This is a genomic window from Blautia sp. 2227st1_G12_2227SCRN_220401, assembly GCF_039062885.1.
GTDB classification, from domain to species: Bacteria; Bacillota; Clostridia; order Lachnospirales; family Lachnospiraceae; genus Blautia_A; species Blautia_A fusiformis.
In genome coordinates this window covers 109,279-122,362 of the sequence record NZ_JBCLNI010000005.1, presented here as the reverse complement: position 1 = coordinate 122,362, position 13,084 = coordinate 109,279, and the positions used below count along the sequence as shown (strand labels likewise).

The window sequence follows — 13,084 nt, the reverse complement described above, 5'->3', positions numbered from 1 at the left end:
CAGAGAGCAGAATGGTGGGTGGCTGAATGTTTGATGACCAGGGCTATACAGGAGGAGAACAGAATGAAATTAACCATGCTTGGAACAGGTAACGCACTGGTAACAGAGTGCTACAATACATGTTTTGTGCTCAGCGATGAGTACGGCCATTTTCTGGTTGACGGAGGCGGCGGAAATACCGTGCTTTCCCAGCTGAAAAAAGCAGGCGTTGATCTGATGGATGTTCATGAGATCTTTGTTACACATAAGCACGTAGACCATATCATGGGGATCGTGTGGGTGATCCGCATCATTTGCCAGAACATGAAAAAAGGCACTTATCAGGGCGAGGCAAACATCTATGCTCATGATGAAGTGATCGGACTTCTCAAAGACATGGCATTTAAGCTTCTGAATAAGAAGGAGACACAGTACATCGGTGACAGACTCCACCTCATTGAGGTAAAAGACGGCGAGGAAAAAACAATTCTTAATAAGAAAGTGACCTTCTTTGATATCGGTTCCACCAAGGCGAAACAGTTCGGATTCCAGATGATCTATGACGGTGGTAAGGTACTTACCTGCTGCGGAGACGAGCCATACAATGAATGTGAAGAGAAATACGCAAAAGGCAGCGACTGGATGTTCCACGAAGCATTCTGCTTGTATGGACAGCGTGATATCTTCAATCCATATGAGAAGCATCACTCCACAGTTAAGGATGCCAGTGAGCTGGCTGAGAACCTTGGAGTTAAGAATCTTGTCCTGTATCACACAGAGGATAAGAATATTAAGAAACGTAAAGAGCTTTACGGAGCAGAAGGCAGAGAGTATTATCACGGAAATTTGTTTGTTCCGGATGATCTTGATGTGATCGAAATGTAATAATTGTAAAAAGAAAGACTGGAAGTATGGCATATGCTGTATTTCCGGTCTTATTATATTTGGAAACAGAGAGGATACTAATAAATTTCATAGTACATCTGTCAGGTAGAAAAATACTTGTATGGCAAAAAGGTATCGTTTACAATAAAGAATACACACATAGCATTGCAAGAGCATGTCAATAAGAACAGATCTGAAAATTACAGATTCGGATCCGGCAAAAATAAGATTTTACAAATTACGAGGTGACAGAACATATGCCAGCAATAGATAACATCACACTTGAAAAAAAATACAGAAAACTCCAGGAAATCCTCCGTTCTCTGGGAAGTGTAGCCGTAGCTTTTTCCGGTGGAGTGGACTCCACATTTTTGCTGAAAGCTGCACAGGAAACACTTGGCAACAAAGCTATGGCCATTACCGCATGTCCATGCTCCTTCACCGACAGAGAACTGAAAGAAACGCAAGATTTCTGCCAGGAAAATCACATTTGCCAGGAGATATGCAAGATCAACGAATTCGACATCCCGGGGTTCCGTCAGAATCCGCCGGACCGCTGCTATATCTGTAAAAAAGCCATCTTTACCAGACTTTGGGAAGCTGCAAAGGCGTGCCATATGAACATGATCGTGGAAGGTTCCAACATGGATGATCTGGGCGACTACCGTCCGGGAAAAAGGGCTATCCAGGAGCTTGGGGTCCGCAGTCCGCTCCAGGAAGCAGGCCTCTATAAAGAAGAGATCCGGGAGCTGTCAAAAGACATGAATCTTCCAACCTGGAACAAGCCATCTTTTGCCTGTCTTGCTTCCAGATTTGTATACGGTGAGACCATTACCGAGGAGAAGCTTCACATGGTAGATCAGGCCGAACAGTTTCTGATGGATCTGGGATTCCATCAGTTCCGTGTTCGCATCCACGGTACCATGGCAAGGATCGAGGTTCCGGAAGAAGAAATCCTGAAAATTGCAGATAATGAAATAAGAACAAAGATCACAGAGAAATTCCGCACATTGGGATTTTCTTACGTGACTCTGGATCTTCAGGGCTTCCGTTCCGGAAGTATGAATGAAACACTGGGAAAATAAGTATCAGAAAATAAAATAATCCCCCGGAAATACCGCGCGAGAAGTATTTCTGGGGGATTGCTGCACGAATAGAACCGGAGGCTCCGTTACTGTGTTCAAATCTCAATTTTCGGATTGAGAATATCTGTCTGGCAGGCTGTATATCTTACATATAATCCTTCAGCACATCATGATCCCGCAGTACCTTCTCAACCACAGTACCCTTCACAACATTAAGAAGTGGTTTCTTCAGTGCATTCAGCGGCCCTGGCAGCTGGATCTCCAGCGGGGATTTTCCGTCCATCAGCTTCACACTGCTGTCCAGAAGCTCACGGATATCGTAAACGCTTCCCCATACTTCCGGAACCCCACGGTCTACACCGAAAAGTCCGTATACAGCCTCCATTGCAGTACGTACGGAATATTCTGTTGTGAATACGGTATCACGAGGAGTTTCCGCGAACTGGCCCAGGAATGCAAAGTTTACACAGCCATCCGGGATAACATCCGGGCGGTCACCTTTGGTACGCGGCATGAAGAAGGCGGTGATGTACGGCATCATGGTCGGAACGCAGACAGCGCTGTTTTCTGCCATATCGTCGATCTGATCTACCGGAACACCCAGGTGGTACAGCCACTCGGCGGTAATTTCCTTACCGGTACAATCCTTCATCGGCTTCTTGATATAATCACCGGGAACATCTGTGAACAATCCGTAAACCCATACACAGACCTTCTTCGGATCCTGTTCCCTGAACTGTCCCTGACGGTTGATGGTCCAGCTTAAGAGCCATTTGGAATCCTGGCAGCTTACGATACCACCGGTAACAACCTTGCCGGTACGTGGGTCACGCTGGCAGATGTTGGTGATATAAGGGATGATACGGTCATCCAAAGTGGTGACAGTAGCGGATTCCCAGTTTGTTCTGGAAATGTCTGAGCAGAACTTTTCCGGATGTCCGAAGGAAGGATCCTGAGCTGCGATATTTTTCCACAGAGACCATACACCACTGGTACGGACCTCTGCATCACCGTTTGGTGCATGGTTCTGGTCGCCGTAGATCGTGCCCTCTGTACAGCTTCCGTTAGTGACGAAAACATAATCATTTTCTGTAAGAAGGATGCCCTGCTCCACATCTTTTACCTTGCATTCGATAGCAGTGGCGATCTTTTTGCCATCTTTAAAATTAAAGATCACGTTTGTGACCTCAGTATTAAACTGGAAGTCAACACCTGCATCCTCCAGATATTTTTTCATGGGAAGGATCAGGGATTCGTACTGGTTGTACTTGGTGAATTTCAGGGCGCTGAAATCCGGAAGACCTGCAATGTGGTGGATAAAACGCTGGAAGTAAAGCTTCATCTCCAGAGCACTGTGCCAGTTTTCAAATGCGAACATGGTCCTCCAGTACAGCCAGAAGGTGGAATCAAACACTTCATCATCAAATACATCTTCGATGGTTTTATCGTAAAGATCCTCATCCTTTGTCATAAACAGCTTCATGATCTCCATGCAGCCCTTCTGGCTCAGGTTAAATTTTCCGTCGGTATGTGCATCCTGTCCACGGTTGACGGTTGCACGGCAGAGAGAATAGTTCGGGTCGTGCTTGTTCAGCCAGTAGAATTCGTCCAGAACAGAAGCACCCGGTTTTTCAAGAGAAGGAATACTGCGGAAAAGATCCCACAGGCACTCGAAATGGTTTTCCATCTCACGACCGCCACGCATGATATAGCCTCTGGACGGATCAAAGATTCCATCGCAGGCACCGCCGGCAATATCCATGGCTTCCAGGATGTGGATATGATCACCTGGCATCTGTGCGTCTCTTACCAGGAAGCATGCAGCAGCCAGGGAAGCAAGACCGCTTCCTACAATGTAGGCATGCTTGTCGTCCACACCTTCCGGTTTTTCCGGACGGGCAAAGGCTTCGTAGTTACCGTTGGAATAATAAATCCCTTTGCTGTTTTTGTCATGCTTTCCACGCTCGGTGTTGCGGTAGTTTGCAGTAGTTTCTTTCACATGGAGGTTTTCCTCTTCGTTGATCTCTCTTGTTTTTTTCATCAGCATGGCTGCGCCGGCTCCGGCTGCCGCAAGTGCTGCAAGTCCCATGAATCCTTTTTTATCTGACATATGACATCCACCTTTCGTAAATGAGATACCTGTTTGTATCGGATTAACTGTTCTTTGTTGCTGTTGAGGCTATGATAGCCCATCCGGAAAAAAGATTCTATTTACAAAATACCGAAAGTGTTCAGTTTTTTATCATTATATCTGTTTTGATAAGTTTTTATTCTGTATGCATTTCTGCTGTTTTATTTCTGGCGGCAAAATTGCGGATGGCGTTGTCGATGCTTCCATACAGTGCGGTTGCGGTATCATCTGCGATTTCGCGATAATCTTCGCGCATGCCGTTTTTGATCCAGTCCAGCATGATCCCTACAAAGCTGTATTTATACAGATCTGCGATAAAAATTTTCTGTTCATCCGTGATGGGGATATCTTTTGATTTTTCTGTTACCACGCCCATAAGAAGATCGCAGGTAAGCTGGAACAGATAATTTTCGATCTGTTCCCGCCCCACGCAGCGGTATACATTTAAGATAAACGGCTTGTTTTCCATCACGGCATCAAAGATCTGCAGAAGCCCTTCATGCCATGTGGAAGAGGTTTTTTTGCCCTGAAGGGCAATTCTGGCATCTTCCAGACAGCACCACTCCACAAGATCATAGATATCCTTGAAATGATAGTAAAAAGTCATGCGGCTGATCCCGCAGTCCGTAGTCAGGTCATTGATGGTGATCTTATCTAAAGGTTTCTTAAGAAGTAGATGCTTCAGGGATTCTTCCAGGGCAAGCTTGGTTGCATTTGTCATGTTTTGCGGCCTCCTTTGGTAATGTTGTGGTTACTAATATAACATGAAAGTGCACAGAAAATCCATGCCAAACAGTGACTTTTCTGTGAAATTATGATAAACTGAAACCCGGAATGTTTTGTGAAACAGAATGGAGTGTATTATGAAAAAGAAATCAGCTTGCATCCTGCTGGTTTTTGCTGCCGTGATAGTACTTACTTATATGACAGGAGAATCCTATTACAGAGGAATCAGTGAAAAAGCAGGGTTGGATGAACAGGAAGAGAAAATATATAAATACCAGTACGACATGATCGTGGACAGCCCTGATTCCCAGTTTTGGCAGGCAGTATATGACAGTGCGAAGAAAAAAGCAGCTCAGAATAATGTACTGCTTGAAATCATGGGGTCGGATAGAGAAACATCCTATAATAAACTTGATTATATGAATATGAGCATTGCGGCCAAGGCGGATGGTATTATCCTGCAGTATAATGGAGAAGCCGGTCTGGAAGAAGCAATCAATACTGCAGTAAGAAACGGAATACCGGTGGTTACAGTCATGAGTGATGCGGTGCACAGCCGCCGCCAGAGCTTTGTGGGAGTCAGCGATTATCAGCTTGGCATGGCTTACGGGGAAATTGTTGCCAAATACGTGGATGAGAACACGAAGAAGATCCTGATCCTGCAGAAACGGGACATTGATGATATGAACGAAAGTCAGATATACACTCAGATCAGCAATGCGGTGAAGATGGCAGCTGGTTCTGAGGATATTGAGATCAAGGGAAGGAATCTTCTGTCAACAGGAACCTTTGAAACAGAGGAGGCAGTTACTGATATTTTTCAGCAGAAGCGGAATGTTCCGGATATCCTTGTGTGTATGGATGAGGAGACAACGGAGTGTGCAAGACAGGCAATTCTGGATTTCAACCTTGCAGGAAAAGTGAAGATCATTGGTTATTATACATCTGAGGATATTCTGGCGGCAGTTGAAAAAGGTGTTATTTCAGTTACCTGTGATGTGGACACGACCCAGCTGGGACAGTACAGTGTGGAGGCAGTTACCAGCTATATAGAAGATGGAAGAACCAATTCTTTCTACAACGTAGACATTAATTTTCTTGACAGAACAGCAGTGAAGAAGATGAGGAGGGAGGCAGTCACAGATGAAAAAGATCCGTTGGAGTGACTTTTCTCTTGTAAGCAAGATCATGATCGAGGTTGGCGTGCTGGCAGTTTTACTGTTCAGCATCAACATGCTGTTTTATGCGCGGATCAACAACTCCATGCAGGAGATGGATGATGTGTATGCCAGCAATGCCCAGATCACAGAGCTTGGGCAGGTTTTTGACGATGTGCAGGACAGTATGTACCAGTATCTGAAGGTAAAAAACTCTCAGGCACTGATGGATTATTATCAGAATGAGGCGAAATACAGGCAGGAGCTGGAGAAGTTAAATGAACGGAATATTGATGATTCCGTAAAACTTCTGGAGAAGAAGATACGTAAGATGTCGGAATCATATCTTTCCTGTACCGCAGGAACTGTAGCTGCCAAGAGAGGCAGGAATGTGGAGAAATATAAGCAGGAATATGATGAAAGTCTGGAGCTTTACAGTTATATCCAGAGTTCTATGGATGAGCTGAACAAGCAGCTTTTTAAAGAAAATTCCCAGACTTATGCAGCTCTCCGGGCGGTTATGAGATATCTGGAGATCAGTAATATGATGATCATGCTTCTGGTGGTGATCTGTGGAATGTTCCTTCTGATCATGGCAACAAGGGAGATGTTCCTGCCGCTGACTAATATGGCAGAAACTGCACAGCTGGTAGGTCAGGGGAATTTTAATGTAAAGATGCCCCCAGCAGATTCCAGGGATGAGCTTGGAACGGTAACAAGAGCCTTTAATACCATGGTGGATAATCTTGGTCTTTACATTGCCAGGACAAAGGCCAGCATGGAAAAAGAACAGCAGATGATAGAGAGGGAGCTTTTGATGGAAACACATCTCAAGGAGGCACAGCTTAAGTATCTCCAGTCTCAGATCAACCCGCATTTCCTTTTTAATTCCCTGAATGCAGGAGTACAGCTTGCAATGATGGAGGATGCAGAAAAAACCAGTATCTTTGTGGAAAAGATGGCAGATTTTTTTCGCTACAATGTAAAGAAGGGTGAGGAAGATGCCACACTGGAGGAAGAACTGGAGGCTGTGGACAATTACATTTATATTCTGAATGTACGGTTTGCCGGGGACATCCATTTTTCAAAAAAAGTGGAATGTGATGTGGAAAATGTACGTGTTCCCAGTATGATCCTGCAGCCGGTTGTGGAAAACGCAGTCAATCATGGAATCCGGAATATAGATTGGGAAGGACATATTGATCTCAGTGTGGAGAGATGGAACGACCATATTGAGATCAGTGTTCGGGATAACGGACTGGGCATGACCGGAGAACAGATACAAAGAGTACTGTCAAAAAAAGTCCACAGCAGTTCAGGCGAGGGTGATTCCACGGGAATCGGAATGAATAATGTGATCAGCCGTCTGGAACTGTATTATGAGCGGGACGGATTAATGGAAATATACAGTGAAGGTGAAGGAATGGGAACAGAGGTAGTGATCAATATTCCTCTGGAGAGGAGCGAAAAAAATGTACAGAATCCTGATTGCTGATGATGAGGGGATCATGCTGGAATCCCTGAAAAATATTATAAGTTCCAACTATGGAAATGAATGTGAGATCCATACAGCCAAGACAGGCCGTGTGGTTGTGGAGGAGGCGGAGAAATATCCGCCGGATATCTGCTTTATGGACATTCAGATGCCGGGCTTAAGTGGAATCCAGGCAATCCGGGAAATTCAGAAATTTAACAGATCTGTGGTCTTTGTGATCATTACAGCCTATGATAAATTTAATTATGCCAAGGAAGCGGTAAATCTTGGAGTTATGGAATTTCTTACCAAGCCGGTAAACAAAAAGGTGATTCTGGAAATATGCTCCAAAGCTATGGAAAAGGTAGATTCTACAAGACAGAAGCGAAGCGATGATCTCCGTATCCGTGAAAAGCTGGAGACAGTTGTGCCCATGATTGAGAGCGGATATATCAATAATATTCTTCTGCAGGATGATTTTCAGACATATCAGGATAATTACAGGGAGCTTCTGGATATCCGGGAAGAATATGGATATATGATCGTGGCTGAATTCGGGGATTCCACGGAAAATGGCGTTCTTACCAATGCGGTGGGGGCCAGTGTGAAGGCAAACAAATTTTATTCCACATTCCGGGAAATCGCTCAGGGATTTTTTGAATGTCTGGTAGGACCCATTATGGGAAACCGTATTGTACTGCTTGTTCCATACCGTAATTCCAGGGAGTCCTATGAGGAACGTGTGGAGGTTGTAACAAGAACCAGAAACATGGTACATAAGCTGGAAAGCAGGATCGACAGTAAATTTCGCTGTGGTATCGGCCGGGTGAAGGAGATGGGAAGCACCATGAAAGAATCCTTCAAGGAGGCCATGATCGCACTTCGGGAAAGCACCAGCCATGTTATACATATTGAGGATGTTCCGGCTGCACAGAAATATGACGGCGAATATCCAAGAGATTTGGAACGTCGCTATGAAAAGCGGGTGATGGATAAGGATGTGGCAGGAGCTTTAAGCTGTGCCGAGGAATTTATCCGGTGGATGGAGAAGCAGCCGGGAGTAGATCTGGAGGACATGCGCATCAAGATCCTGGAGCTTGTGATGGGAGTGGAAAAAAAGGCCTTTTTTGCAGGTACCGTGAAATATGCGATCAGCTGCCGCAGAAATTATATTCATGAGATCCAGGAATATACAGATATAGAAGGAATGAAAAAATGGTTCCTGGGCAAAACATCAGAAATCTGCAGTAACATGGAAAGTGCAAGGGAAAAAGAAGCGGTTTCTATTATCGAAAAAGCAAAGTCCTATATTCGGGACAATTACAAAAAAGATATTTCACTGGATGAGGTGTCACGGGAGGTGGATATCAGCCCTTATTATTTCAGCAAGCTTTTTAAGCAGGAGACCGGAGGAAATTTTATCGAGTATCTTACAGAAGTGCGGCTTCGGAATGCAAGAGAACTTCTCAAGGATTCAGGGCTTTCCATCAAGGAGATCTGTGCGGAATCCGGATACAGCGACCCCAATTATTTCAGCAGGATATTCAAGAAATACGAAGGCGTGACACCAAGTGAATTCAGAGAGAAGTTGAGGTAGACAATATGAGCGGGGGGAAAATGATTAGGAAGCTGTTGATCTTGCTGTGTCTGTTGACATTGATGCTGAATGGCTGCGCTTCCGAAAAAACAAAGCAGACAGCTGCACAGGAAAACGATACAGAGGAAGACAGTGGTGAAAAGAAAATTCAGATCGGTCTTACAGTGGATTCTTTTGTTATTGAGAGGTGGATTCGTGACAGGGATGTATTCGTGGCAACAGCAAGGGAGCTGGGAGCGGAAGTGAATGTTCAGGATGCGGGAGCAGATACAAAAGAGCAGATCAGCCAGATTGACTATTTTATCAAGAAGCATATGGACGTGATCGTGATCATTGCCAGAGACTGCAAAGCATTATCTGAGGCTGTGGAGCGTGCCCACAATGCAGGAATCAGGGTGATCTCCTATGACCGCATGGTAAATGATGCGGATACAGACATGTATATTTCCTTTGATAACCGGAAAGTCGGAGAGATCATGGCACAGTCCATGATGGAAGCGATCCCTGATGGCGGAAAGATTTTTATGATCCAGGGCTCTGCTTCAGATAACAATGTGGACATGGTAAAAGAGGGATTTGAAGACACTCTGAAAAACAGTGATCTGAAGGTAGTTTACGAAGCCAACTGTGAGGGCTGGATCGCAGAGCTGGCAGCAGATTATGTGGAGGAAGCACTGGAAGAGTATCCTGATGTAAAGGGAATCATGTGCGGAAATGATGATATTGCCAGCCAGGTGATACAGATTCTTGCGGAAAACCAGCTTGCCGGACAGGTGATCGTGGTAGGCCAGGATGGTGATCTGGCTGCATGTCAGCGTATTGTGGAAGGAACCCAGTACATGACAGCATTTAAATCTATCGAAGATCTGGCACGCCAGGCAGCTGAATATGCGGTGAAGATGGCAGAAGAGGGAAAGATTCCGTCAGATGTGACAGATACCATGAGCGATGGAAGCTATGATATCCCGGCGAAGGTGCTGGAACCGGTTGCCGTTACAAGGGATAATATTGATGAGGTGATCATTGACGGCGGTTTCCACAGACGAGATGAAGTATATCTCAATATAGATTACGATACAGAGTAATGCAGAACAGATTGCATACCGGCATATATGTGGCAGTGAAATTCTGCAAGTAATGTGGCAGTGTATCCATATGCGCAATAATACACAATTATGACAAAAATCAATAGCAGATTTTTGGTGCAAAAATGTCTTGCCTGATGCAGGGCATTTTTCTTTTGCAAAAAAATGTCTCTGTCCTTGCCAACTATGTCCAGACAGTCCTGTGTTATAGTAACATCATCAAAGGAAACGTGATTCCAAAAACAAATAATGAAACGGAGGATTTTACAATGAAAAGAAAAATGGTATCTGCACTTCTTTGCGCAACAATGGTAGCTGGTATGGTGGTAGTTCCGGCAGCAACAGCACAGGCAGCAGACAAGAAACTGATCGGTGTTACCATGCCGACCAAGGATCTCCAGAGATGGAACCAGGATGGCGATAACATGAAGAAAGAGCTGGAGGCAGCAGGATATGAGGTAGACCTTCAGTATGCATCCAATGATGTAAGCACACAGGTTTCCCAGCTTGAGAACCAGGTAGCAAACGGATGTGACCTTCTGGTTGTGGCATCCATCGATGGAAGCAGCCTTGGCGAGCCTCTGAAACAGGCCAAAGAAAAAGGAATTCCGGTTATCTCTTATGACCGTCTTCTTATGAATTCCGATGCAGTAACCTATTATGCAACATTTGATAACTACAAAGTAGGTCAGAAACAGGGCGAGTACCTGGTAGATGCACTGGATCTTGACAATCAGGACGGACCATTCAATATTGAGCTGTTCACAGGAGATCCTGGCGATAACAACTGTAACTTCTTCTTCGGTGGTGCAATGGATGTTCTCCAGAAATACATCGATGACGGTAAGCTGGTAGTAAAATCCGGTCAGACAGAGTTCGAGCAGGTTGCTACAGCTAACTGGGACAGTGCAAAAGCACAGGATAGAATGGATACTATCATCGCAGGTAACTACTCTGACGGAACAAACCTTGACGCAGTTCTCTGCTCCAACGATTCCACAGCCCTTGGTGTTGAGAATGCACTGGCAGCTTCCTACACAGGAGAATATCCGATCATTACTGGTCAGGACTGTGACACACCAAACGTTAAGAACCTTGTAGCCGGAAAACAGGCAATGTCTGTATTCAAAGATACAAGAGCTCTTGCATCTGCAGTAGTAAAAATGGTTGACTCCATCATGAAAGGTGAGGAGCCGGAAGTGAACGATACAAAATCCTATGATAACGGAACCGGTGTCATCCCGACATATCTTTGCGATCCGGTTGTTGTTACAACAGATAACTACAAAGAGATCCTGATCGACTCCGGATACTACACAGAGGATCAGATCAAATAATCAGAATTTTTAAGAAAGAAATTTATCACATGCAGGCGGGGAATATAACCGCCTGCATGAACAGTGGAAAGGGAGGGAAATTGAGTTGGCTAAGATACTTCTGGAAATGAAAAATATCACCAAAACTTTCCCAGGTGTAAAGGCACTGGATAATGTTAATCTCCAGGTCGAGGAAGGCGAGATCCACGCACTGGTAGGTGAAAACGGTGCCGGTAAATCTACATTGATGAATGTATTAAGTGGTATTTATCCGTACGGTTCGTATGAAGGAAATATTATTTATGATGGTGAGATCTGTAAGTTTAACACTATCAAAGACAGTGAACATAAAGGAATTGTAATCATCCACCAGGAACTTGCTCTGATCCCGTACATGACCATCGGGGAGAACATGTATCTGGGTAATGAAAGAGGCAAAAGCTTTTCCATCAACTGGAATGAAACTTATGGAGAAGCAGATAAATATTTGAAAATAGTAGGACTGGAGGAATCCTCCAGAACTTTGATCAAGGATATTGGTGTAGGTAAGCAGCAGTTGGTTGAGATCGCAAAGGCACTTGCAAAGAATGCAAAGCTGCTCATTCTGGATGAGCCTACCGCATCACTGAATGAAGATGACTCCAAAGCTCTTCTGGATCTTCTTCTGAAATTCAAGAAGCAGGGAATGACCTCTATCATCATTTCCCATAAATTAAATGAAATCTCCTATGTAGCAGATAAGATCACAGTTATCCGAGATGGATCTACCATTGAAACACTGGATAAAAAGAAAGACGATTTTTCTGAGCAGAGGATCATTCAGGGAATGGTTGGACGTGAGATGACAGATCGGTTCCCGAAACGTCCAAATGTAAAGATCGGCGATGTTTCCATGGAGATTAAAAACTGGAATGTTTATCATCCGCTGTATACAGAACGTAAGGTGGTAAATAACGTATCCTTTAAAGTACATAAAGGAGAGGTTGTCGGTATTTCAGGACTGATGGGAGCAGGACGTACAGAACTGGCTATGAGTATTTTTGGCAAGAGCTATGGAACTAAAATTTCTGGACAGGTGTTCATGAACGGAAAAGAAGTGAAGCTGAATACAGTTCAGGAAGCCATCGACAACAAGCTTGCTTATGTTACAGAGGATCGAAAAGGAAACGGGCTGATCCTTTCCAAGTCCATAAAGATGAACACTACGCTTGCAAACATGTCTGGTATCAGTAATGGAAAAGTGATCGATACGGATAAAGAATACGCAGTTGCTGAGGAATACAGGAAGAAACTGAAAACCAAGTGTCCGACAGTTGAGCAGAATGTCGGAAACCTGAGCGGTGGTAATCAGCAGAAGGTCCTTCTTGCAAAATGGATGTTTGCAGAGCCGGATATTCTGATCTTGGATGAACCTACAAGAGGTATTGACGTAGGAGCCAAATATGAAATCTACTGTATCATCAATGACCTGGTCGCAGCAGGAAAATCTGTGATCATGATCTCTTCTGAGCTTCCGGAAGTGCTTGGAATGTCAGACAGAATCTATATCATGAACGAGGGCAGATTCGTAGGAGAGGTAAGTGGTGAGGAAGCTACATCTGAGCTGATCATGTCCAGGATCGTGAAGTCAGGTAAAGGAGAGTAAGAAG

The 13,084-nt window shown here is 44.5% G+C and carries 10 protein-coding genes; 8 read left to right on the top strand and 2 right to left on the bottom strand.

Annotation, left to right across the window (positions count from 1 at the left end; genetic code table 11):
• Positions 1-63: 63 nt before the first annotated feature.
• Together ABCM67_RS04040 and larE are read left to right on the top strand one after the other, a co-directional pair.
• Complete coding sequence (locus ABCM67_RS04040) at positions 64-864, top strand: MBL fold metallo-hydrolase (RefSeq protein WP_022426660.1); 801 nt, start codon at positions 64-66, stop codon at positions 862-864.
• Positions 865-1,121: 257 nt separating this feature from the next.
• On the top strand, positions 1,122-1,949 hold the full coding sequence (gene larE / locus ABCM67_RS04035; RefSeq protein WP_342992516.1) for an ATP-dependent sacrificial sulfur transferase LarE: 828 nt from the start codon (positions 1,122-1,124) through the stop codon (positions 1,947-1,949).
• Positions 1,950-2,094: 145 nt separating this feature from the next.
• Here larE and ABCM67_RS04030 read toward each other — a convergent pair whose 3' ends face one another.
• Both ABCM67_RS04030 and ABCM67_RS04025 read right to left on the bottom strand, forming a co-directional pair.
• Positions 2,095-4,059, bottom strand: coding sequence for an oleate hydratase (locus tag ABCM67_RS04030; RefSeq protein WP_118608110.1), 1,965 nt, complete (start codon positions 4,057-4,059; stop codon positions 2,095-2,097).
• Positions 4,060-4,216: 157 nt separating this feature from the next.
• Entirely contained in the window at positions 4,217-4,801 is a 585-nt protein-coding gene (locus ABCM67_RS04025) for a TetR-like C-terminal domain-containing protein (RefSeq protein WP_015526040.1), read from the bottom strand.
• 142 nt (positions 4,802-4,943) lie between these two features.
• Here ABCM67_RS04025 and ABCM67_RS04020 point away from each other — a divergent pair, with 142 nt between their 5' ends.
• The 6 genes from ABCM67_RS04020 (at position 4,944) to mmsA (ending at position 13,080) form a co-directional block, all read left to right on the top strand.
• A complete protein-coding gene (locus ABCM67_RS04020; RefSeq protein ID WP_342992515.1) occupies positions 4,944-5,972 on the top strand; it encodes a substrate-binding domain-containing protein in 1,029 nt (342 codons plus the stop codon).
• Complete coding sequence (locus ABCM67_RS04015) at positions 5,950-7,458, top strand: histidine kinase (RefSeq protein WP_021650429.1); 1,509 nt, start codon at positions 5,950-5,952, stop codon at positions 7,456-7,458. Before ABCM67_RS04020 ends, ABCM67_RS04015 begins: the two co-directional genes overlap by 23 nt.
• The gene (locus ABCM67_RS04010; RefSeq protein ID WP_015526037.1) at positions 7,436-9,034 is read left to right on the top strand and encodes a response regulator; all 1,599 of its coding nucleotides are present in this window, start codon (positions 7,436-7,438) and stop codon (positions 9,032-9,034) included. The genes ABCM67_RS04015 and ABCM67_RS04010 overlap by 23 nt, the downstream gene beginning before the upstream one ends.
• A gap of 41 nt (positions 9,035-9,075) precedes the next feature.
• Positions 9,076-10,119: a substrate-binding domain-containing protein gene (locus ABCM67_RS04005; protein WP_242826998.1), complete on the top strand. Its 1,044-nt coding sequence runs from the start codon at positions 9,076-9,078 to the stop codon at positions 10,117-10,119.
• Positions 10,120-10,427: 308 nt separating this feature from the next.
• Positions 10,428-11,456 (top strand): multiple monosaccharide ABC transporter substrate-binding protein, encoded by a 1,029-nt coding sequence (chvE, locus tag ABCM67_RS04000; RefSeq protein ID WP_227588556.1) that lies wholly within the window; start codon positions 10,428-10,430, stop codon positions 11,454-11,456.
• An 85-nt stretch (positions 11,457-11,541) separates the two neighbouring features.
• On the top strand, positions 11,542-13,080 hold the full coding sequence (gene mmsA, locus ABCM67_RS03995) for a multiple monosaccharide ABC transporter ATP-binding protein (RefSeq protein WP_044960730.1): 1,539 nt from the start codon (positions 11,542-11,544) through the stop codon (positions 13,078-13,080).
• Positions 13,081-13,084: the final 4 nt, after the last annotated feature.